Raw genomic sequence first — 22,640 nt, 5'->3', positions numbered from 1 at the left:
CCTGCCTTAAACCGCTTGCGCGTCCTGCGGCCGGCCTGTGATCCGTGCGATGGCTGCGGGATCATCCTCGTAGGCGGCCGTGTAGCAGTCCTGCAATTGGGTCGCGTTCAGATCGTCAAACAGGCGGTTAATGGCAGCGATGCTTTGGGGTTTCGCTGCGGCAGCATCACAGGTCAGCGTGTCCAGGAAGCTGTCGAATTCTGCCAGCGGCAGCACCCGTTCCACCAGCCCGATTCGCAGTGCCTCGGCCGCGTCGAGCTTTTGACCGCCCATCAGGATCAGTTTCGCGCGGGCCGGACCGATCAGGGCTGCCAGACGCTTTACGTCATCGGGTTGGGGCAGGAAGCCGCGTTTTAATACCGGATAGAAAAACTTTGCCGCCGGCGTGGAAATCCGCAGGTCACAGGCAAGGGCCAGCGCAAAGCCGCCCCCTGCTAACGTGCCGTTCAAGGCGGCGATGGTCAGGCAGGGCAGCGCGGCAATCGCACCGGATGCGTCCGACCACAGCGGGCTTTGGGTGAAGGCGTACATATCCTCGCCGCGCCCCACATCGGCACCGGCACAAAACACCCGCTCGCCCGCTGCTGTCAGGATGAAACAGCGCAATTCGGGATCGCGGTGCGCCTGCTGCGCAAGAGTCGCAACCTGCCCCAGCATCTCCGGCGTCAGCGCGTTGGCCTTGTCGGGGCGGTTCAGCGTGACCCGCCACAGACCGTTTTCGTTTTGAACGTCGATCACACCAAACCCACCCGTTTGCGGATGGTTTCCTCGCGCAGAGAGACCACTGCGCCGCGATAATCATCGCTGTCGGGCGTGGCCATCCAGACCAGCGTGTCGGCCACCCATTCCGGCGGGATGTGATCTTCCCAGTCGAGCTGGCTTACAGGGTTAACGCCGGATTTCTTGATCACCCGCTGCATTTCCGTGGCCACTGTACCGGGTGAGAGAACCAGCGCGCGGATACCGTTTTCGCCCTCTTCTGCGTGCAGGCAGCTGTTCAGATGGTGCACGGCCGCTTTTGACGTGCAATAATGGGACCAGCCTTCCAAAGCGCTGTTTGCCGCCCCCGAACCGATGGTCAGGATGCTGCCGCTGCCCGTTGCTTTCATCACTGGCAGGGCGGCGCGGATGCCGTAGAACACGCCTTTGACGTTTACGTCGATGATGGTGTCCCATGCCGCAACGGTTGCATGTTCCAGACGTTCTACAGGGTCGAGCGCCCCCGCATTGTTGATCAGAATGTCGAGCCCGCCGAATTCTGAATTGGCGCGGTCCACGGCAGCCTGTACCTGATCGTAATCCGCCACATCTGTCTTCTGCGCAATTGCGGTGCCGCCGTTCCTGGTGATGTCGTTGGCGATCTCTTCGATGTCTCCGCCGGAACGGGCGCACAGCATTACTTTGGCGCCTTGTTCTGCAAACTTGCGGGCGGCTGCGGCACCGATGCCACGGCTGGCGCCTGTGATGATAACCGATTTATTCTTCATATCCGTCAACTGCTTAGTCCTCTTTGAAAATATAGCCTTTACCAGCGCGTTCCAGCCTGCCGATGTTAGGGCGCAGCATGTGACCGCCCGACAGTTTCATCCCGTCCGTCGCCACCATATCCAGCGTGCGTTTGCGTGTGGCGCGGGCTTGATCGAGGTCGATGTCAAAGGCGATGCCAATCTCCGGGTTGGCGAATTGCAGCACCTGTGCGTGGGCAATGTCCCCCACATGGGCGAAACTGTCAGATTTGCTGTCCACAAGAAACCCCATATGGCCAGGGGTATGGCCGGGCAGGTTCAGCGCGGTGACATCGCGCACCAGCGTATCGCCGTCCTTGATCTGTTCGGTCCGCGCACCATAAGCCGCCAGAGTTGCCTGCGCCAGTTGCTGCCACTGCACCAGCGTTTCATCGGTAAAGGCATGGGAGGACCAGAATTTGTGATCCGCTTCGGACACCAGCATCTGCGCTTTTTCAAACACCGGCTGGCCGTCTTTGGTCAGGGCGCCTGCGATGTGATCGGGATGGAGGTGGGTGAAATACAGGTGGGTGATCTCATCCGGACCGATGCCCGCTTCCTCCATCGCGTCGCCCAGATACCCGCAGGTCGGACCGAACAGATCGCGCGGACCGGCGTCTACAAGCATCGTATCCCCGCCCGATTTTACGATGAAAGCGTTGAAATTCGTGTCGATGGCGTCGGCATTGGCCGACTTCAGCAGCGCGTCGATCTCGGACTCTTCGGTGCCGGGGAACAGCTCTGCGCCGAATTGGGTTTCACCGTCGGTCAGGGCAATGATTTCCACGTCGCCTATGGTGGTTTTGTTGATACGGGACATGATTTCCTCCTCTTATGTGGTCTTTCAGGGTCTAACGGTCGTCGCCGTCATTCTGTTCAGGTTGACCCTGCATTTCTTCATCGTCTATCGCCGCTAGCGCCGCAGCGCCGACGGCTTCTTTCTGCTTCTTGGTAAGATCTTCGGGGTCCACATCGGCCAGACGCACGGTCACTTCTTTATGGGCAAAGCGGATGCCTTCCCGCTCAAACAGGTCGCGGATTTCCTGATAGACCCGTTTGCGCAAAATCCACTGGTCGCCCGGTTTGGTCATGAATTTGACGCGGATGATCATGGCACTGTCCTGCATCTCGATCACGCCTTGGGACTTCAGCGGTTGCAGGAACTGGTGCCCGACCACTTCGTCTTCGAGCAGTTCCTGCCCCAGTTTCTTGACCAGTTTGCGGACCTTTTCAACATCCGTATCATAGGTCACGCGCAGCTTGAGTTTCATCATGACCCAATCGCGGGAGAAGTTCGTCAGGTGCTGGATTTCCCCGAAAGGCACCGTGTGCAGCGGCCCAAGATGATGGCGCAACTGGAAAGAACGGACCGAGATTTTCTCAACCGTGCCTTTAACAGAGCCGATGTCGATATATTCGCCCTTGCGAAACGCGTCATCAAACAGAAAGAACGCGCCCGAGAAAATATCCCGCACCAGCGCCTGCGCCCCGAAACCGATGGCCAGACCGACAACACCCGCACCGGCAAACAGCGCCGAGACGTTAATGCCGACATTGGTCAAGGCAATCAGTGCGAAGGCCACAAAGATGATCGCCAGCAGAAAGTTGCGGAACAGTGGCAGCAGCGTGGCCAGCCGAGATGCACCGCCCGCGCCGCCCTCGTCCCCGGGTGCGACCTCTACCGCATCGCCGCCTTCCTCTGCGATTTTCTGGTCAATCCAGATGCGGACGAAATGATAGATCACATAGCCGATAAACAGGATCGTCACGATGTCGTAAATCCGGTCAAATCGGGTGGTGGCAATCATATCGATGTCGATTTGCCAGATTTCCGAGATCGCCCAGAACGCCGCAACAACCGCCAGAATATTGGCGATACGGCGGGAGAGATCCTCGTATGTGTGCATCTTGTGGGTATTCAGGAAAGGCGCGAGTTCGTCCTCGGTGTCTTCTTCCTGTGTGATGCCTGCGTCCGGATCAGGACCGTGGCTGTCCTCTGCAGCTTTGGCACGCCATTGTTCCAGCAGACGCTGGCGGTGGAAGAAACGTTCAATCAGATAGCCGACGATGCCATAGACCACGATCACAGTTAACAGCACCAGATAAAAGCCGGTGATCAGGGGCAGGCCAAGGGGCTGTGCCTCAATCAGACGATAGGTCATCTCTGCCCATGCGATAAAGAAATAGGCAATCACCAGCGGCGCCCAGGCCTGTGATGCTATTCTTGTGGGCAGGGAAGCGTCTTCATACCGCTCACCGTTGAGGATCGCCTCAGAGACCGCCCGACGATTGACCAGCACCATCGCCACGTTGAGGAACACCACGAATAACGTCAGCGTAGAGGTCAGCAGCGCATGGATGTCATAGCTAAGCCCCAGTTCCTTCATCCAGCCGCAAAAGTTGACGACAATAGCCGAGACGGTGGCCACATTCAAAAGCCAGTAGAACAGCTTGCGTGCATCCTTGTCGGAAAAATGCGGGATGCGGTATTGCTCCAGATAGGGCGAAAGGATCATCCGCCACAGGAACACGACAGAGCGGGTGACAATATAAGTGAGGTAAATATAGGCCACGGTCAGCCGGACCGTGCCGTCTTCGGACTCTCCAAATACGGCGATGCCAACGCCGTAAGAGATCATCACCACCAGCGCCAGACCGATGACGGCCAGTACAGTGCGCAGCAACAGGATTGGCAGTTTGTCGGTGTAGCCGATCGGGTTTGGCGTCTGTAAGCCGATGAACCACGGCCCCACCAGCCTCTTTCCGTAGGTCTCGCGCACGATCAACTCGGACAAAAGCAGGCTGGCCAGAGTGGACAGAAGGATTACGAAATAGATTGAATAATGCCCCGTTGGACTTTGCCCGTTCAGGATAAAGATGATCTCTTCCAACGCCTCGGGCGCACGGGCGACGCGGTTGCGCAGGGTGGTGCGGAATGTATAGGCCCGCTCCTGCGTTTTCATCAGCAAAGAGCCTTGGTATTGCTCTGCCTCTGTCTGTTCGTCGGTTTTTTCCGGACCATCGGGATTGATCACAATCACCTGCATCCCTGAATCCGTAGCGGATTTTATGATCTCGTCCATTGGATTGGACGCCTGGCTTCCGTGGGATTGGGCCTGTGCAATTCCGGCCAGAAACGCGAAAAGCGCAGTTATCAGGCACAGGCGAAGAGAGCGGATGATGGTCATATGCGACCCTTTGTTGATGGCGTAATTGACCTTAGTGCGGTTTGGCGCACTGGGAAAGGGCGGAACAGAATTGCCTTGGACCGTTCCTCGAAAAAAGCGCGGGGCTGACACCGCGAATTTGTAACACTGGCTCAAGACCCTGTGAGCCGTGGAATTTGTCCCTGTTCATTCACGCATCACTTGCTAAGTGCGCCTGTGTATCACGGGGATCGGGGTGCATCGGGCCTATTGCCTCGGGCGCGGGCGGCTTTTTCCGCGGAAAAAACGTGGCGGAAGCGGGAAAAGGCGCGTAAATGTGATTTTGCAGGCTATATTCAGGTCCCACATGCAACAGCTAGACGCAAAGGTCGTTTTAATATGAGTTCTGATGGATCGCGGCCGAAAGAGTCGGGCCGGCGTGCGCCGCGTGTGTTGCTGTATAGTCATGATACATTTGGCCTTGGCCATTTGCGCCGCTCGCGCACCATTGCCGGTGCACTGACAGAAATTGACCCCAATCTCTCGGCGCTGATCCTGACCGGATCGCCTGTTGCGGGCCGGTTTACCTTTCCTGACAGGGTCGATCACATCCGCCTGCCCGGTGTGACGAAACTGACGGACGGGTCTTATGCCTCCGAGGCGCTGGGCCTTGATATTGACGAAACCACCGCGCTTCGGGCCGGACTGATCCGTGCGGCGGCTGAAAATTTTGAACCCGATCTGGTGATTGTGGATAAGGAACCCAACGGATTTCGCGGTGAGCTGATGGAAACGCTGGCGTGGTTGCGGGCCAATACCAACGCGAAACTGGTGCTTGGTTTGCGCGATGTGCTGGATGAGGGAGAGACCCTTGCAGCGGAATGGGAGCGCAAGGGCGCCGTCGCCGCGATGCAAGATTTTTACCATGACATTTGGGTTTACGGGCTGAAGTCGATCTATAATCCGTTGCAGGGCGTGTCCTACCCCGATGAAATAAACCACCGGATGCATTACACCGGATACCTGCGCCGCGAGACATGGGATCACGGACCGGAGGTTGAAGTAGAGCCTTATATTCTGGTCACACCGGGGGGCGGTGGTGACGGGGCAAGGCTGGTGGATCAGGTGCTGCGCGCCTATGAAGCCGATCCGACCCTCTCGCCCAAAGCCCATATCATCTACGGGCCGTTCCTGTCCGGCGATACCCGCACGCAGTTTGAGGACCGTGTCGCCAAGCTCGACGGGCGGGTGATTTCGCTCGGGTTTGACAGCAAGATGGAGAACCTGATCGACAATGCGATCGGCGTGATCGCGATGGGCGGGTATAACACCTTTTGCGAAATCCTGTCTTTTGACAAACGGGCGATCATCATGCCGCGCAAAATCCCCCGTCTGGAGCAATACATCCGCGCAGCACGGGCCGAACAACTGGGGCTGGTGCGCATGCTTGATCCTGATCGCGACGGGCCGGGAACGGATGTGATGATCAACGCCATCCGCGCCTTGCCGGACCAGCCGCTGCCCTCTACCGGGCAGTATCCCGACCTGTTGGAAGGGCTGGATCATATCGTTGCGCGGGTCCGTGACCTGCTGGATACACCGGATATAAAGGCCGCAGAATGAGCGCTGAAGACCCGAAACTGGCGGTTGTCGTCAAAGGCTGGCCACGGCTGTCCGAAACGTTCATTGCGCAGGAATTGGTTGCGCTGGAACGGGCGGGGCACAGTTTTGACATCTGGTCGCTGCGTTTTCCCACTGACAAGAAAACCCATCCGCTGCATGAAGAAACCCGCGCAAGGGTGCGGTATCTGCCGGAATATCTGCACCACGAAAAAGCCCGTGTTGTTCGCGGCTGGTCCAAGGCACGTAAAATGCCGGGATTCAAGAAGGCCCATCAGGTCTGGATGCAGGACCTGCGCCGCGATCTTACCCGCAACAGGGTGCGCCGCTTCGGGCAGGCTTGTGTGCTGGCGGCGGAATTGCCTGCGGGGACCAAGGGTCTTTACGCCCATTTCCTGCATACGCCATCATCCGTGGCCCGTTATGCGGCGCTGATCCGTGGCATCGACTGGTCCTTTTCTGCCCATGCCAAGGACATTTGGACCTCGCCGGATTGGGAAATCCGCGAGAAATTGGCGAATGATGGCACTGGGGCTGCTTTTGGTGTGACATGCACAGGGTTTGGCGCGGCGCATCTGCAACAGATGGCGGAACCCGCCGAGCGTGTCAGTCTGCTGTACCACGGGCTTGATCTGGACCGTTTCCCGCTGCCCCCGGCGCAGCGCCCCGATGACGGGGTTTTCCGGATGCTGTCTGTCGGGCGTCTGGTGGAAAAGAAGGGATTTGACCGGCTTGTCAAAGCGCTATCGCTCTTGCCCGATGATCTGAACTGGCACTGGACCCACATTGGCGGCGGTGATCTGAAGGACGATCTTCAGGCAATGGCCAAAGCCGAGGACATCAACGACCGCATCACGTGGCGCGGCGCCTGTGACCAGCCTGAAGTGGTTGAGGCGATGCGCAGCCATGATCTGTTCGTGCTGCCCTCGCGCATTGCCGAAGACGGGGATCGGGACGGCCTGCCCAATGTGTTGATGGAGGCGGCGTCACAAAAGCTGGCGATCCTGTCCACGCCGGTCAGCGCCATTCCCGAATTTATCAGCTCCGGCGTGCACGGGTTGCTGGTCGAAGACTCTCCGGAAACCCTGACCTTTGCGATTATGGATCTGGCCCGCAATCCCGAACAGCGCAGGGAATTTGCAGATACGGCCTATGACCGTCTGGTGGCGGATTTCGGGGTGGATGCGGGCATATCGCAACTCTCCGCGCGTCTCAACACGCTGATCTCATGACGCAGGGGCGCCCCCCGCGCATCGCTTTTTATGCGCCGCTGAAACCGCCGGATCACGACACCCCGAGCGGCGACCGCACTATCGCGCGGGGATTGATGCACGCGTTGGCGCAATTGGGCGCGGTGGAACTGGTCAGCCGCTTTCGCAGCCGCGAAGCACGGGGCGATACAACGGCGCAAGCCGCGCTGGTGGCAGAGGCGGATCGCATCGCAAAGGGTCTGATTGCCAAGGGGGCGGTCTGGGACAGTTGGATCACCTATCACAACTATTACAAAGCCCCCGACCTGATCGGCCCGCGAGTCTGCGCCGCGCTGGGCATTCCCTATCATCTGGTCGAAGCCAGCCGCGCACCCAAACGTCTGCACGGGCCTTGGGCCGATTTCGCCCGCCGCGCCGATGCGGCCAGTGATGCGGCGGCGGTGATTTTCTACTTCACGGGGCGGGATTTGCCGGAGCTGGAAAAGGCCCGTCCAGAGACACAAAAGCTGGTGCATCTGCGGCCGTTTCTCGATCGTGATAGCCTGCCAGAAGGGTCTTTCAGATCGGCAGGCAAGACACTTCTGGCAGTTGGAATGTTGCGCAGGGGCGATAAACTGGCGTCCTACCGGAACCTCGCCGCAGCGCTGCATTTCGTAAAGTCAGACGGCTGGAGCCTGCGCATCGTCGGGGATGGCCCTGCCGGCGCAGAGGTGCAAGACCTGTTTGCCCCTTTTGGCAAGCGCATTACATTTGTCGGGGCACTGGATGCCGCAGGGGTGGCCACCGAAATGTCCGCAGCGGATGTGTTCGTCTGGCCCGGCGTGAACGAGGCATTCGGAATGGTTTATATAGAAGCACAAGCCGCCGGTCTGATGGTCGTGGCCGAGGATCGCGTAGGGGTGCGGGATGTGGTCGGCCCCGCAGGAATTCTGACGCCGCCGGATGATGCCAAAGCCTTTGGCGCGGCGATAGATCAGGCGTTTGACAAAGGGCCACAAGACTCTGTTCAGCGCCGGTACGCGCAACAGCACTTACGCGGCGCAGCGGTAGAGACACTTGCCGGAGCGGTTCAATTCAAAGAGGCAACACAATGATCAGACTGGCGATTATCCGTCACGGCCACACGCCATGGAACCGCGCAGGGCAGATACAGGGGCGCACGGATATTGCGCTGGAAGAGCAGGCGGCCACCGATCTCGCTGCGCTTAAATTGCCAGCTGGTTGGGAGGACGCCGATCTGGTGGCAAGCCCGCTGCAACGGGCGACCCAGACCGCGCGGTTGATCGCGGATCGGGATGCCGTGGAAGTACCAGCACTGATCGAAATGGATTGGGGCGATTGGGAAGGCAGGAAGGGTGTTGATCTGAAAGCCGATCCGGACTCCGGCTTTAAGGATATAGAGCATTGGGGCTGGGACTATCGCCCGCCGGATGGCGAGAGCCCGCGCGATGTCGCCGCCCGTTTGGTCCCTTTCGTAAGCACGTTGAAACAGGACACTATCGCGGTCTGCCACATCGGGATCATGCGGGTTCTGCTGGCACAGGCGACAGGCTGGAATTTCGATGGCCCCGCCCCGTTCCAGATCAAACGCAACAGGTTGTATGTGATGGAATGGGACGGAAACGCCCTGTCTGTTTCCGGCGATCCGATCCGGCTGGAGGCCCGTTAACCATGCGTGTGATGATCCTTGTGACCCATCTTCTTGGCACCGGCCATCTGAGCCGTGCGCTTACTTTGGGCCGCGCGTTTGGCGGAAATGGACATGACACCCATGTGGTGTCCGGCGGTGTTCCGGTGGAAAACCTCTCTGAAGACGGCATTACCCTGCACCAGCTCCCGCCGGTGAAATCCGACGGTGTCAATTTTACCACGCTTCTGACCGAACAGGGCGCGGTGGCCGATGGAGATTACCTTGCCAGACGCAAGGCAGCGCTTTTGTTCTGTCTTGAACAGATTGAACCGGATGTGATCATCACCGAACTTTACCCCTTCGGGCGGCGTGTTCTGAAGGGGGAGTTTCAGGCCCTCTTGAACCGCGCGCAAGAGGCTACCGACCCGCCGCTGGTGTTCAGTTCCATCCGCGATATTCTCGCGCCGCCCTCCAAGCCGCAAAAAGCGTTGGAAACAGAGGCGGTTGCGGCCGTCTATTACGACGGTGTTCTGGTGCATTCGGATGCAGAAATCACCCCGCTGGAGGCAAGCTGGCCGGTGGGGGCGATGCTTGCGGACAAGTTGCAATATACCGGATATGTCGCGCCCCCTGCTGCCGGCGGGCATCCAAACGGCACAGGCGCGGGCGAGGTTCTGGTGACAGCCGGCGGAGGCTCGGTAGGTCAGAACCTGTTTGAAGCGGCGGTGAAGGCGGCGGCGTTAGACCCTGAAAACCGCTGGCGTTTGCTGGTTGGCGGGGCAGATAAAGAGCGGGTTATCCGTGACTTGCAAGATATGGTGCAGGGCAGCAACGTGATTGTCGAACCGACCCGGCCCGATTTTCGCCAGATGCTGACAGGCGCAAAAATCGCGGTGTGCATGTGTGGCTACAACACAGCCATGGACCTGTTGCAATCCCGCATCCCTGCAGTGTTCGTACCGTTTGATGCGGGCGGCGAGGTGGAACAGACCCTGCGGGCGGAGAGCCTTGCAAAACAGACCGGATTTACCGTCGTCCGCGCAGCAGATGCCACGCCCGAGGTGCTGGTCGCAGCGGTGCAAGACCTGTCAGGGGCAGAGGTCCAGCCGCTGGATCCCAAGCAGTTTCAGGGCGCAACACAAGCTGTTGAAATCGTGGAGCAGTTCTACGAGAAACAAAAGGTCAGGAGCAAAGCGCATGAGTGACATATGGGCGCCATTAGACACTGAATTTGACGCGTGGCGTGCCGCTGATCTGCGTCTGCCGTTCTGGTGGCGCGACGATGACGCCTATCATGTCACACCGGAGCTAGCGCAGCTGAACGCCCTGTCCGAACAGACCGGGGTGGATGTCTATCTGGCTGTTATTCCAAGCAAATTGCAGCCTGATCTGCCATCTTATGTGGCAAATCACAATAACCTGCTGCCTGTCACGCACGGCTATGCCCATCAGGATCACACGCCTGCAGGTGTGAAGAAATGCGAATTTGCCTCGGATCGGGAGGATGATGCGGTCACGCGAGAGCTGCAAGAGGGGCTACGGTTGATGGAGGAGGGCTTCGGAGCAAATTTTGTGCCGATGTTTGTCCCCCCGTGGAACCGCTTTGGCAATGACCACAAGTTCAAGCTGAAGACTCTTGGCTACAAAGGATTTTCCACATATGGCCCGCGCCGGAACCGCTGGTCAAAGCGCGGGATGGAGCAGATCAACACCCATGTGGACCCGATAAACTGGCGGGGCAGCCGCTCACTCGATGAGCCGTCCCGAATCGTTGCGCGTATGGTTGAACAACTAACAGCGCGGCGACTGGGTCAGGCCGACAATTCAGAGCCTTACGGTTATCTGACACATCATAAGGCCCATGATGCGGATATCTGGGCATTTTCCGAAGAACTCCTGAAAAAATTCAAAGGCGGGCCAGTTGATTTATGGTCCGCGCAAGACATGGCAAAGAGGTAGAGAGATGAGCAGATTAGACAGCATGCTGCGGCGGTTTACAGCCCAGCGGGACGGATTGAACTGGGCTGCGAAACTGGTGGAAAGCCATGCCGGTGACGGGCTGGACATGGGGCTTGGCAACGGGCGCACCTATGACCATATGCGCGAAATCATGCCGGACCGGCGCATTTGGGTGATGGACCGCGTGTTGCAGTGTCATCCCTCCTGTGTGCCACCGGAACTGGACTTCCTGCAAGGCGAGGCCGAGGAAGGGCTCGCACGACTGGCAGAGATGGACGCGAGAATCGTGCTCGCCCATTATGACTTCGGCTATGGCGTGAAAGAGGAAGACGTGGCCGAGGCCGCGCGGCTCAGCCCGTTGATTGCCAAGATTATGGTGCGGGGCGGGATGATCGTTTCAGGTCAGCCGCTGGAGGGGTTCGATCAGGTGCAAGGGCCGGATCATATCGCGCCGGACAGGTATTATTTTTACCGCACCTGAACAGGTTAGCCCGCGAGGTTAAGAAGCACACCACCACCGGCCGCAAGCATTACAACGGCCCAAGGCGGTGTCTTCCAGGCCATCAGCAGAACGAAGCAGCCGACCGCCAGCGCCAAATCCGGCATTCCGCCGATGGCGCTGGTAAAAACAGGTGAATAAAGTGCGGCCCCCAATATACCGACCACCGCTGCGTTCGCCCCTTGCATCAGGCTTTGCACGCTTGGGGTGTTCCGCAGGCTCTGCCAGAAGGGGAGCACACCTGTCAGTAGGAGAAATCCGGGCAAAAACAGCGCAGTTTGCGCCAGTGTTGCGCCGGTTATGCCGTTTGGTTCGCTGTCAAGTACAGCGCCGAGATAGGCCGCAAAGGTGAACAGCGGACCGGGCACAGCCTGCGCTGCGCCATAGCCTGCCAGAAACGCATCCGCCGAAACCTGTCCGCTTTGCACCACTTCGGCTTCCAGCAGGGGCAGCACCACATGGCCGCCGCCGAACACCAAGGAACCAGAACGGTAGAAACTGTCAAAGACACTCAGGCTTGGGGAAAACGGGGCGAGCAGGGGGAGCAGAGCCAGCAACCCGACAGCTAGGATCAGGCAAAATGCTGCTGCGGTGCGCGAAACCGGCAGGGGCGGCGCGGGCGCATAACGTGCCGTGCCGTGGCAGAACAGGCGCCCTGCTACCGCGCCAAACAGGATGGCGGCGACCATGGCGGTCGCGCCGGAGAACAGGGCGAGGATACCGATTGCACCCGCAGCAATAGTGGCACGGGTGCGATCCGGACAAAGCGTGCGGGCCATGCCCCAGACTGCCTGCGCGACGATGGCCACGGCGACGATTTTCAAGCCGTGCAATGCGCCACTTCCGATCGGGCCGGAAACGGCGGTAGCGCCCAGCGCGAAGGCGAAGAGGATAAAAACCGATGGAAAGGTGAAGCTGGCGAAGGCCGCAAAGGCTCCGGCCCATCCTGCCCGCATAAGACCCAAGGCAAAGCCGACCTGACTGGAGGCAGGGCCGGGCAGGAACTGGCAGAGCGCCACCAGATCCGCGTAATCCGCATCTGTCAGCCACTGTCGCCGCGTAACCAACTCGTCACGGAAATACCCCAGATGGGCAATTGGCCCGCCAAAAGAGGTCAGGCCAAGTTTCAAGAACACCGCAAACACTTCACCGGCATTGCCGTCAGCGGGCTTTGGAAAGGGGGGTGGCGGTGCGTCTGTCATGCTATCTCGATACAAAAACGGGGGCAGGCCGAACAGCCTGTCCCCCGATAGCATGGCCGCGTAACGGTTTCACCAAAGACCGCCGTTTAACGTCCGACGCTTACGTAGGTCAGGCCGTGGTTTGCAGCCTCGGCCGGATCATAGACATTGCGCAGGTCGGCCATTTTCGGCGTCTTCATGATGCTGACCACACGGTCCAGATCAAGTGCGCGGAATTCGTTCCATTCGGTCATCAGGATAACCGCTTCTGCATCTTTCATTGCAGCATAGGCATCTTCTTCCCACGTCACGCCGGGTAGCAGGTCTTTGCCTTCCTTATAACCTTGGGGATCAACCACATGCACATTTGCACCGGCGCCGACCAGTGCGGGCACAATCGTCAGGGACGGGCTGTCGCGCATATCGTCGGTGTTCGGTTTGAAGGTCACACCCAGAACAGCGATCTTCTTGCCGTTCACAATGTCGTCGCAAAGCTCCATGATCTTGTCGATCATCCGCCGCTTGGTGGCTTCGTTGATGTCGATCACGGACTCAACGATCTCCATCGGGCTGGCATATTCCTGACCGATCCGTGCCAGCGCCTTGGTGTCTTTTGGAAAGCAGGAACCGCCATAGCCGGGACCGGCGTTCAGGAATTTGGAGCCGATCCGGTTGTCCATGCCCATGCCTTTGGCAACGGATTTCACATCCGCACCGACCTTTTCGCACAGGGCGGCAATTTCGTTGATAAAGGTGATCTTGGTGGCCAGAAAAGCGTTGGCAGCGTATTTGATCATCTCGGCGGATTCCAATCCGGTGTAGACGATTGGCGCCTCGCGAACGGCCAGAGGACGGTAGATTTTCGCCATAACGTCACGGGCTCTGTCGGATTCCACACCAACCACAACGCGGTCGGGACGCATGAAATCCTCAATCGCGGCACCTTCCCGCAGGAATTCGGGATTGGACGCCACATCAAAATCCGCATCCGGATTTTCTTCGCGGATGATCTCTTCGATCCGGCGGTTGGTGCCGACCGGAACAGTGGATTTGGTGACAACAACCGTATAGCCGTCTATGGCGCGGGCGATTTCGCGGGCTGCTTCATAAACATAGGTCAGGTCCGCATGGCCATCGCCGCGGCGTGTCGGGGTGCCAACACCGATAAACACGGCATCGGCTTTGGCAACGGCGTCTGCGAAATCGAGTGTAAACCCGAGACGACCCGCCGCCACATTACGCGCCATCAGATCATCCAGTCCGGGCTCAAAAATCGGAACAATGCCATTTTCCAGAGCTTCAATTTTCTCGGGTAGTTTATCGACGCAAATTACATCGTGGCCAAAGTCGGAAAAACAAACCCCTGAAACGAGCCCCACATAACCGGTGCCAATCATAGTTAACTGCATATTAAAGCCTTTTGCTGGAAGATGACGTTCCTGATAAGCGGTGGTTCTAGCGAAATCAGGGGTTGTTTCAAGCGAATTAGCCTGATTGCAGTAGGCGCCTATGGCAGTTAAGGCTTGGGTGTTTCTGCAAAAGGGCAAACCATGGCAAAAATTCTGATTACGGGCAGCGCAGGGTTCATAGGCTTTCATCTGGCACAGGTCATGCTGGACCGGGGCTGGCAGGTGCTGGGCGTCGATGCGATGACCGATTATTATGACGTGAACCTCAAGCGTCGCCGCCACGGGATGTTGTCCCAGAACGAAGGCTTCAGCGCCCTTGAAGTGGACATCCGCGATTTTGGGGAATTGCAGGCGCCGGTGATGGAATTTGCGCCGGATGTGATCGTCCATCTCGCGGCCCAAGCCGGCGTGCGGTATTCCATTGAAAACCCCCGCGCCTATATCGAAACCAATCTCGTTGGCACCTTTAACATCATGGAACTGGCCCGCGAACTGGCGGTGGACCATTTGCTGATGGCCTCCACCTCCAGCGTTTATGGCGCGAATGAGGTGATGCCTTTCACCGAGGTTGAAAAGACCGATACGCAGATGACGCTTTATGCGGCGACGAAAAAGGCCAATGAAAACATGGGGCATTCCTATGCCCATCTGTGGAAACTGCCCACAACCATGTTCCGTTTCTTTACGGTTTACGGCCCTTGGGGGCGTCCCGATATGGCGCTGTTCAAATTTGTGAAGGCCGGTCTGAACGGTGATCCGATTGATGTCTACAACCACGGCGATATGGAGCGGGATTTCACCTATGTAACCGATCTCGTCCGCGCCATCAGCCTGCTGGTAGAGGCACCGCCCCCGCGGGTGGCGGAACGTGAGAACTGGACGCCTCTGGAAAACGACAGCCTGTCGCCCGCTGCGCCGTTCCGTGTGGTTAACATCGGCAATTCGGACAAGGTGCGTCTGTTGGATTTCGTGGAAGAGATCGAACAGGCCATTGGTCAAAAGATCGAGCGGAATTACATGGATATGCAGCCAGGCGATGTGCCTGCAACCTGGGCAGATTGCGAATTGTTGAAACAACTTGTGGGCTATACGCCTGAAACAGATGTTCACGATGGCGTGCGTGCCTTTGTCGATTGGTATCGGGACTATTATTCTGTGTGATGCACAGAAGGAAGCATTGCCATGTTGGATATGAAATCAGCCCGAATCGCCGTGATCGGTCTTGGCTATGTCGGGTTGCCGCTGGCGGTGGAGTTCGGACGCCTGTTTCCGACGGTCGGGTTTGACCTGAACGCCGGACGGATCGCCAGCCTGCGCAAGGGCGAGGATTTCACCCGCGAGGTCACGCCGGATGAAATGGCGCAGGCACAGCACCTGCAATTTGTCGATGCGGTGGAAGAAATCCGCGATTGCAACGTCTACGTGGTGACGGTTCCAACCCCTGTGGATGCCCATAAACGCCCCGATCTCGGCCCCTTGCTGGCGGCGAGCCGGTCTGTGGGCGATGTCCTGTCAAAAGGCGATGTGGTGATCTTTGAAAGCACGGTTTATCCCGGCGCCACCGAAGAAGACTGCGTTCCGGTAATCGAAGCGGCGTCAGGGCTGGTGTTTAACCGCGATTTCTTTGTCGGTTACAGTCCGGAGCGGATCAACCCCGGTGACATGCAGAGCCGTTTGCCAACGATCATCAAAGTCACCTCCGGCAGCACGCCGGAGGCTGCGGATTTTATTGACAGCCTCTATGCCGCGATTGTGCCTGCGGGCACCCACAAAGCCCCGTCCATCGCCGTGGCCGAAGCTGCCAAGGTGATTGAAAACACCCAACGCGACCTCAATATCGCGCTGGTTAACGAACTGGCGATGATCTTTCACCGCTTGGGAATTGATACCGCCGACGTGCTGGAGGCGGCAGGCACCAAGTGGAATTTCCTGCCCTTCAAACCCGGTTTGGTGGGCGGGCATTGCATCGGGGTCGATCCCTATTACCTGACCCATAAGGCGCAGGCGGTCGGGTATAATCCCGAAGTCATTCTGGCAGGGCGCCGGATCAATGACGCGATGGGCAAGGTTGTGGCCTCTGAACTGATCAAGGCGATGATCCGCAAAGGTGTCGCGATTGAAGGGGCCGAGATCCTTGTGATGGGGCTGACGTTCAAGGAAAACTGTCCGGATCTGCGCAACACCCGCGTGGTGGATGTGGTGGCAGAGCTTCAGGATTACGGGGTAACGGTGCATGTGCATGACCCTTGGGCTGATCCCGAACAGGCCCGAGAGATCTATGGTATTGATCTGGTGGAAACACCGGATCAGGGCCGCTATGACGCGATTGTTCTGGCGGTAGCCCATGATGTTTTTGCCAAAGACGATCCCGCAAGGATCAACGGTCTTTGTGCGTCTCCCAGCGTCATCTACGATCTAAAGCATATTTTGCCCAAATCAGCCGTCGATTTGCGTCTGTAACCCACCGCAGTCCTTGTTTTTTTCTTGCACCGCGCGTTAACTGGTGCTGCGGCCTTGAAAGAGGCCATGAACAAACGGGACATCAGAATGAACGCCGAGACCGCGCCGCTCTTGCAGGTTGACGACCTGTCGATCGGGTTTGGAGACCATCCCCCGATAATTACGGACGTAAAGTTTTCGATCAATCGGGGCGAAACGCTTGCTCTGGTAGGAGAGAGCGGATCGGGTAAGACGATCACCTGTCGCTCTTTGCTGCGGGTGTTGCCCCGTTCTGCGGTGATCCATTCCGGCACGGCTGTGTTCAATCCGGCGGATGCTGCACCAGTGGATTTGTTCGCCCTGTCCGAAAAACAGTTGCGGGATGTGCGGGGCGACCGGATTTCCATGATCTTTCAGGAACCTATGCACAGCCTGTCACCGCTGCACCGGATCGGTCATCAGGTGGCCGAGGTTCTGACCCTGCATCGCGGCCATTCCCGTGCCAGCGCAAAAGGCGAAGTGATCGAGAAATTCCGCCGTGTGGGATTTATGGATCCGAAACGGGCGTTTGAAGCCTATCCGTTTGAACTGTCGGGTGGCATGCGCCAGCGGGCGATGATTGCGATGGCGATGATTGCGCGGCCCGAATTGCTGATTGCGGATGAACCGACCACGGCGCTTGATGTGACCACACAGGCGCAGGTGCTGGAACTGATTAAAAGCTTGCAACAGGAAACCGGCATGGCGGTGATCTTTGTCACCCATGATCTGGGGGTAGTCGCAAACATCGCGGATCAGGTCTGCGTGTTGCGCAAAGGGCGCGTGATGGAAAGCGGGCCGACCGACATCGTGATCGGTGCGCCGGCCCACGGTTACACAAAAAAGCTGCTGGCGGCGGCCCCTGCCATCCCCCATAGCGCCGAACCCTCTGCGGCGCGGCCCGTTGTGGACCCGATCCTGCAGCTTGAAGGGATCAACAAGACGTTCATTTCCCGCGCGGGCAGCTTCTTTGGCAAGAACCGCGAGGTTCAGGCGGTGCAAAACGTCAGCCTGACGGTGGAGCGGGGCAAGACTTTTGCCATTGTGGGCGAGAGCGGCTCGGGCAAATCTACCGTTGCGAATATCGCCTTGGGCGCGACGCCGGCAGACGAAGGCGGAGCGATCCGCTATTGGGCAGAGAAAGGCGCTTTGCCCGTCGATGTGGCGCATCTGGACACAACAGAGCGCCGTGCCTTCCAGCGTGAGGCACAGATGGTGTTTCAGGACCCTTTCAGCTCCCTGTCTCCGCGCATGCAAATCATTGATATTCTGACCGAACCCCTGCGAATTCACGGGATCGGCACCCGCAAGGAGCAAAAGGATCGCGCGGCAGAGCTGCTGGAGAAAGTCGGGCTGGACAAGAACATGTTGCGCCGCTTTCCCCATGCATTTTCCGGCGGCCAGCGCCAGCGTCTGTCCATTGCCCGCGCGCTCGCCCTGAACCCGAGCCTTCTGGTCTGTGACGAACCCACCAGCGCGCTCGATCTGTCGGTGCAGATGCAAGTGCTTGAACTGCTGGAAGAAATCCGCGACGATTTCGGTCTTAGCTACTTGTTCATCAGTCACGATCTGGCGGTTGTCGCGCGGATTGCGGATGAAGTGGCGGTCATGCGGCAGGGGCAGATTGTGGAACAGGCGGCGCCGGATGTGTTGTTCACGGCACCCCGTCATCCCTACACAAAGGCCCTGATCGCCGCCTGTCTTGAGGCAGACGTGACCCAGAAAATCAACCTTCAAACAGTGGCGCTGGGCGCGGGGGATCCCCATACCTGGCCCGAAGCTTTTGCCATGCATGGCACGACACTGCCGCCACTGATCGAGACGGAGCCGGGCCATATGGTCCGGGTGAACCCATGATGTTGCAGCCTTTTATCAGATCCTTGTGTCTTGTCGCCGCATTGGCCGCAGCACCTTTTGCCGCGTTGGCGGAAGATGTGGTGATGCAGGAAACCGGCTTTTGGGAAACAGAGGTTAGGTCCGGTGCGCTCGACCCGATCGAGATGCGAATGCCGCGCAATCCGGTGGTGGTCGATCTCGCCGCGAAGGGGCGGCAGTTCGGCCAGCATGGTGGCAATCTGCGCACGATGGTCACGCGCTCCAAGGATGTGCGGCAGATGGTCGTTTACGGCTACGCACGGCTGGTGGGCTATGACGCGAAATATAACCTCGTGCCGGATATTCTGGCGGATGTAAAAGTCGCAGAGGAGCGGATTTTCGTGCTTAAACTGCGCGAAGGCCACCGCTGGTCCGATGGTGCGCCTTTCACTTCGGATGACTTTCGTTACTGGTGGTATGACGTGGCCAATAACCCCGAACTCTCGCCCAGCGGCCCGCCGTCGTTCCTGCGGGTGGACGGGGAATATCCGCGGGTATTGTTCCCGAATGAAACCACCGTGATCTTTCGCTGGTCCAAACCCAATCCCGGATTTCTGCCCCATCTTGCGCAGGCCAGACCACCGTTTATCTACCGTCCCTCGGCCTATCTGAAACAGTTTCACACCAAATACGCCGATCCGGTGAAGCTGGCCAAAGCTGTGGCGAAAAAGAAGGTCCGAAGCTGGGCCGCGCTGCACAACAAGCGCGATAACATGTATAAATTCGACAACCCCAGCCTGCCGACATTGCAGCCGTGGATACCGGCGGATACCGGCATGGACAGCCGCCGCCTGTTTGTGCGCAACCCCTATTATCACCGGATTGACAGTCGCGGTTTGCAACTGCCCTATATTGATACCGTCGAGATGAGCATCGTCGGCTCCGGTTTGGTGGCGGCAAAAACCAACGCCGGAGAGGTGGATCTTCAGGCACGCGGGCTCGACTTTAACGATGTGGCGGTGCTGAAGAAGGGGGAATCCGAAGGGCAGGAATACAAGGTGCACCTGTGGCCGAACGGCACGGCAAGCCAGATTGCGATCTATCTGAACCTGAACCATGCCGATCCAATCTGGCGCGAGATCCTGCGCGATGTGCAGTTTCGCCGCGCGCTGTCTCTGGGAATTGACCGCCGTATGATCAATCGTGCGCTTTATTTCGGGCTGGCCTCTGAGGGGAACATGACAGCCCTGCCTGCCAGCCCGTTTTATAGCGAGGCTAACCTTCACAGTTTTGCCCAATATGATCCGGAACGGGCGAACCGGATACTCGACGATCTGGGCTTTACCGACCGCAGGGGCGACGGCATTCGCGTTCTGGACGATGGCCGCCCGATGCGTGTTCTGGTGGAAACCGCGGGCGAACGTCAGGAAGTCGAAAACGCCCTGCAAATCATCGCAGACACCTGGCGCGATATCGGTGTGGAACTGGTGATGCGCCCGCTTGACCGCGATATTCTGCGCCAGCACGTCTATTCCGGCCAGTCGATGGCGGCGGTCTGGTTTGGCTGGGACAATGGCATCCCAACCCCCAATACGTCACCCGACTATCTTGCGCCCCGTGCTCAGGACTTTTTTGCATGGCCGAAATGGGGGCAGTACTATCAAACAAATGCCGAAGCAGGGGAGCCTGTGGACATGCCCAAAGCGGCGCGTCTGATGGATCTTGCCGCCGAATGGGAGCGGACCAACAACCGCGCACGGCGGGTGGCGATCTGGCAGGAGATGTTACAAATCCACGCTGAAGAAAAATACGCCATCGGCATTCTGGCCGAAGCCCCGCAACCTGTCGTGGTGTCTAACAAGCTGAAAAATGTGCCGGAGGCCGGGCTTTGGGCCTGGGATCCGGGGGCGCATTTCGGAATACACCGGGTGGATGAATTCTTCTTTGCGCCAGAGGTCACAAACTGATGCTCATACTGCGGTATTCGATTTATCGTTTCATCACGATGCTGGCGACCCTTGTGGTGGTGTCGGCGCTGGTGTTTTTCATCATGAACCTGCCGCCGGGTGATTATCTGTCCAACCTGATTGCCGAGCTGCGGGCCACAGGGCAGGCGGACGGCATTTCCAAGGTGGAGTTTCTGCGGGTGGAATACTCGCTCGATCAGCCGCTGTGGAAGCAATACCTGATCTGGATGGGCTTCTGGCCCGGTCCGCACGGGTTTTCCGGCATCATCCAAGGGGACTTCGGCTGGTCGTTCGAATTTGACCGCCCCGTTGCGGAAATTGTCGGCGGGGCCTTGTGGCTGACGGTTCTGGTGAATGTGGCGGCGGTGCTGTTTGTCTATCTGGTGGCGCTGCCGCTGGGTGTACTGGCCGCGGCGAAATCCAAAACATGGGTGGATTATACGTCGGCTTTTGTGGGGTATCTGGGGCTGGCAACGCCGAATTTTCTGCTGGCGCTGATCCTGTTCTATTACGGGCATAAATATCTGGACCTGCCCATCGGCGGCCTGATGGCACCGGAGTTTGAAGGACAGCCCATGTCCCCCGAGAAGATCAAATCGGTGTTGCTGCACCTGATCATCCCGACCTTCGTGATCGGCACATCAGGGGCTGCCGCCATGATGCAGCGGTTGCGGGCCAATCTATTGGACGAGCTGTCAAAACCCTATGTGGATACGGCGCGGGCCAAGGGGGTGCCTCCGGTGAAGGCGATCCTGAAATATCCGTTCCGTGTGTCTTTGAACCCGTTTGTGGCGGATATTGGCAACCTGCTGCCCTCGCTTGTGTCTGGTTCGGTGCTGGTTTCCGTCGTGCTTGGCTTGCAGACGATTGGGCCGGCGCTACTGACCGCGCTGAAATCGCAGGATCAGTTTCTGGCAGGATTTATCCTGCTGTTCGTCGCCGCGCTGACCCTTGTGGGAACGATGATTTCCGATGTTTTGCTGGTTCTGCTTGATCCGCGCATCCGGTTTGGAGGGCGCAGGAAATGAGTGTGCTGCCGAACAATCACTACGTCGATGATGCGCCCTATGATCCGCATGAGGATATCAAGTCGCTGGATCGCCCCGACCTGGATGCCCCGAGCTGGCAGCTGATCTGGCGCAAGTTCAAACGGCATAAACTCGGGCTATGGTCGGGTATCTTCCTGCTGGTGGCCTATCTCAGCCTGCCGTTTGTGGGATTTCTGGTGCCCTACACCCCGAACGAGCGGAACGCAGATCACCTTTATGCAGCCCCCCAGATGGTGCGACTGTTCCATGAAGGCTCTTTCATCGGACCTTATGTCTATCCGATCACCGCCGAAGCAGATCTTGAGAACTTTCGCTGGAACTATGTGCAGGACCGCGAAAATCCGGCGCGGCTGGAGTATTTCTGTAAGGGGGATGACTATAACTTTCTCGGGTTGTTTCGTGCCGAAACCCATCTGTTCTGCGCACCCGAAGGGGCGACAGTGTTCCTTTGGGGGGCGGACCGTCTGGGGCGGGACATATTCTCGCGCATCTTTTATGGTGCGCAACTTTCCCTGACTGTGGGTCTGATCGGGATTACCGTGTCGTTCATACTGGGGATCACCATCGGCGGTCTTGCAGGGTATTTTGGCGGGCGTACCGATTGGGGCGTGCAGCGGGTGATTGAAGTCCTGCGTTCATTGCCTGAACTCCCCTTGTGGCTGGCCCTGTCTGCCGCCGTACCGAGCCATTGGGGTCCGGTGGCGGTGTTCTTTGTGATCTCGATCATACTGGGGCTGCTGGACTGGCCCGGCCTTGCGCGGGCAGTACGTTCCAAATTTCTGGCCCTGCGGGAAGAGGAATTCGTGCGTGCGGCTGAAATGATGGGGGCCAAGCCGAACCGGATCATCCGCAAGCACCTGCTGCCAAATTTTGCCAGCCACCTGATCGCCAGCGCCATGTTGTCGATCCCTGCCATGATCCTTGGCGAAACGGCGCTGTCGTTTTTGGGGCTGGGGCTGCGGGCGCCGGCGGTAAGCTGGGGGGTGATGCTGAACGATGCGCAGAACCTTGCGTCGATCGAGATTTACCCCTGGACCGCGATCCCGATGCTGCCGGTGATTGTGGTCGTGCTGGCCTTCAATTTCTTAGGGGACGGTTTGCGGGATTCTCTTGATCCCTATTCGGATCATTAAGGCGGAAAGGTACCCGGGGGCGCTGCCCCCGGACCCCC

At 58.4% G+C, this 22,640-nt stretch carries 19 protein-coding genes; 13 read left to right on the top strand and 6 right to left on the bottom strand.

What is annotated here, in order from left to right; translation table 11 throughout:
* Positions 1-6: 6 nt before the first annotated feature.
* Genes BFV97_RS00380 through BFV97_RS00365 form a run of 4 tightly spaced genes read right to left on the bottom strand, consistent with a single transcriptional unit; the run spans position 7 to position 4,693 of the window.
* A complete protein-coding gene (locus BFV97_RS00380) occupies positions 7-738 on the bottom strand; it encodes an enoyl-CoA hydratase/isomerase family protein (protein ID WP_069298343.1) in 732 nt (243 codons plus the stop codon).
* The gene (locus tag BFV97_RS00375; protein WP_172827897.1) at positions 735-1,487 is read right to left on the bottom strand and encodes an SDR family oxidoreductase; all 753 of its coding nucleotides are present in this window, start codon (positions 1,485-1,487) and stop codon (positions 735-737) included. Before BFV97_RS00375 ends, BFV97_RS00380 begins: the two co-directional genes overlap by 4 nt.
* Before the next feature lie 13 nt (positions 1,488-1,500).
* On the bottom strand, positions 1,501-2,325 hold the full coding sequence (locus tag BFV97_RS00370) for an MBL fold metallo-hydrolase (RefSeq protein WP_069298341.1): 825 nt from the start codon (positions 2,323-2,325) through the stop codon (positions 1,501-1,503).
* Between the two features lie 31 nt (positions 2,326-2,356).
* Complete coding sequence (locus BFV97_RS00365; protein WP_069298340.1) at positions 2,357-4,693, bottom strand: mechanosensitive ion channel family protein; 2,337 nt, start codon at positions 4,691-4,693, stop codon at positions 2,357-2,359.
* A 357-nt stretch (positions 4,694-5,050) separates the two neighbouring features.
* Between BFV97_RS00365 and BFV97_RS00360 the strand changes: the two genes are divergently transcribed.
* Genes BFV97_RS00360 through BFV97_RS00330 form a run of 7 tightly spaced genes read left to right on the top strand, consistent with a single transcriptional unit; the run spans position 5,051 to position 11,552 of the window.
* Positions 5,051-6,274, top strand: a complete 1,224-nt coding sequence (locus BFV97_RS00360; protein WP_069298339.1) for a glycosyltransferase family protein — start codon at positions 5,051-5,053, stop codon at positions 6,272-6,274.
* Positions 6,271-7,503 (top strand): glycosyltransferase, encoded by a 1,233-nt coding sequence (locus tag BFV97_RS00355; protein WP_069298338.1) that lies wholly within the window; start codon positions 6,271-6,273, stop codon positions 7,501-7,503. The genes BFV97_RS00360 and BFV97_RS00355 overlap by 4 nt, the downstream gene beginning before the upstream one ends.
* Positions 7,500-8,576 (top strand): glycosyltransferase, encoded by a 1,077-nt coding sequence (locus BFV97_RS00350; RefSeq protein ID WP_069298337.1) that lies wholly within the window; start codon positions 7,500-7,502, stop codon positions 8,574-8,576. Before BFV97_RS00355 ends, BFV97_RS00350 begins: the two co-directional genes overlap by 4 nt.
* On the top strand, positions 8,573-9,151 hold the full coding sequence (locus BFV97_RS00345; protein WP_069298336.1) for a histidine phosphatase family protein: 579 nt from the start codon (positions 8,573-8,575) through the stop codon (positions 9,149-9,151). Before BFV97_RS00350 ends, BFV97_RS00345 begins: the two co-directional genes overlap by 4 nt.
* A 2-nt stretch (positions 9,152-9,153) precedes the next feature.
* Positions 9,154-10,317: a glycosyltransferase family protein gene (locus BFV97_RS00340; RefSeq protein ID WP_069298335.1), complete on the top strand. Its 1,164-nt coding sequence runs from the start codon at positions 9,154-9,156 to the stop codon at positions 10,315-10,317.
* A complete protein-coding gene (locus tag BFV97_RS00335) occupies positions 10,310-11,071 on the top strand; it encodes a polysaccharide deacetylase family protein (protein WP_069298334.1) in 762 nt (253 codons plus the stop codon). Before BFV97_RS00340 ends, BFV97_RS00335 begins: the two co-directional genes overlap by 8 nt.
* 4 nt (positions 11,072-11,075) lie before the next feature.
* Positions 11,076-11,552 carry a class I SAM-dependent methyltransferase gene (locus BFV97_RS00330; protein WP_069298333.1) on the top strand — a complete coding sequence of 159 codons (477 nt, stop codon included), beginning with the start codon at positions 11,076-11,078 and terminating at the stop codon, positions 11,550-11,552.
* 5 nt (positions 11,553-11,557) lie between these two features.
* Here the strand turns inward: BFV97_RS00330 and chrA are convergent, their stop codons facing one another.
* Together chrA and BFV97_RS00320 are read right to left on the bottom strand one after the other, a co-directional pair.
* A complete protein-coding gene (gene chrA, locus BFV97_RS00325; protein WP_069298332.1) occupies positions 11,558-12,772 on the bottom strand; it encodes a chromate efflux transporter in 1,215 nt (404 codons plus the stop codon).
* An 86-nt stretch (positions 12,773-12,858) separates the two neighbouring features.
* Entirely contained in the window at positions 12,859-14,160 is a 1,302-nt protein-coding gene (locus BFV97_RS00320; RefSeq protein ID WP_069298331.1) for a UDP-glucose dehydrogenase family protein, read from the bottom strand.
* Positions 14,161-14,301: 141 nt separating this feature from the next.
* Between BFV97_RS00320 and BFV97_RS00315 the strand changes: the two genes are divergently transcribed.
* The 6 genes from BFV97_RS00315 to BFV97_RS00290 all read left to right on the top strand — a co-directional run bounded on the left by BFV97_RS00315 (position 14,302) and on the right by BFV97_RS00290 (position 22,602).
* Positions 14,302-15,321 (top strand): NAD-dependent epimerase/dehydratase family protein, encoded by a 1,020-nt coding sequence (locus BFV97_RS00315; protein WP_069298330.1) that lies wholly within the window; start codon positions 14,302-14,304, stop codon positions 15,319-15,321.
* A 21-nt stretch (positions 15,322-15,342) separates the two neighbouring features.
* On the top strand, positions 15,343-16,620 hold the full coding sequence (locus BFV97_RS00310; protein ID WP_069298329.1) for a nucleotide sugar dehydrogenase: 1,278 nt from the start codon (positions 15,343-15,345) through the stop codon (positions 16,618-16,620).
* An 87-nt stretch (positions 16,621-16,707) separates the two neighbouring features.
* Positions 16,708-18,495 carry an ABC transporter ATP-binding protein gene (locus BFV97_RS00305; RefSeq protein ID WP_069299005.1) on the top strand — a complete coding sequence of 596 codons (1,788 nt, stop codon included), beginning with the start codon at positions 16,708-16,710 and terminating at the stop codon, positions 18,493-18,495.
* On the top strand, positions 18,495-20,420 hold the full coding sequence (locus tag BFV97_RS00300; RefSeq protein WP_172827896.1) for an ABC transporter substrate-binding protein: 1,926 nt from the start codon (positions 18,495-18,497) through the stop codon (positions 20,418-20,420). Before BFV97_RS00305 ends, BFV97_RS00300 begins: the two co-directional genes overlap by 1 nt.
* Positions 20,420-21,448 carry an ABC transporter permease gene (locus BFV97_RS00295; RefSeq protein ID WP_069298328.1) on the top strand — a complete coding sequence of 343 codons (1,029 nt, stop codon included), beginning with the start codon at positions 20,420-20,422 and terminating at the stop codon, positions 21,446-21,448. The genes BFV97_RS00300 and BFV97_RS00295 overlap by 1 nt, the downstream gene beginning before the upstream one ends.
* Entirely contained in the window at positions 21,445-22,602 is a 1,158-nt protein-coding gene (locus BFV97_RS00290; RefSeq protein WP_069298327.1) for an ABC transporter permease, read from the top strand. Before BFV97_RS00295 ends, BFV97_RS00290 begins: the two co-directional genes overlap by 4 nt.
* The last annotated feature ends 38 nt before the right edge of the window (positions 22,603-22,640 follow it).

Source organism: Neptunicoccus sediminis (genome assembly GCF_001719615.1).
Lineage (GTDB): Bacteria > Pseudomonadota > Alphaproteobacteria > Rhodobacterales > Rhodobacteraceae > Amylibacter > Amylibacter sediminis.
This window is presented reverse-complemented; position numbering and strand designations above follow the sequence as displayed.